The organism is Acinetobacter sp. B-6 (assembly GCF_056930735.1).
Genome location: NZ_JBXPBY010000058.1, coordinates 1 through 377, shown reverse-complemented (window position 1 = coordinate 377; position 377 = coordinate 1). Strand labels below are relative to the sequence as shown.

General features: G+C 44.8%; 1 pseudogene. It reads left to right on the top strand.

The features are described from left to right. A pseudogene (locus AC1Z3T_RS21210) lies at positions 1 to 377 on the top strand (RND transporter); the annotation flags it as partial.

Genomic DNA, 377 nt, shown 5'->3' with positions numbered 1-377 from the left:
ACTATTTAAAAGGCATCCAGGAAAGTGTATCGAGTTTAATCAAACCCAAAGATGACTCCTCCTTTCGTACCGTGCAACTTAAACAACTCGCTGACTTTGAATACCAACCCGAGCAAAGCACAGCGAGCCCTTTGCCCGTGGTCAAACCCTATCTGGGGCAAAAGGCGTCTTTAAATAATCTTTATCTGGAAAATCCACCAACTGCCCAGCAATATGCAGTACCCACACGGACCTTAAGCCTTGAAGAAGCCGTGCAAATCGCTGTCAAACGCAATCCCAATATTGCCCAAACCATTTCTACTCTGGCTTCCCAAAACGCCAATATTGATGTCGCCAAGGCACAATACTATCCACAATTAAAAGCTGGCATGAATACT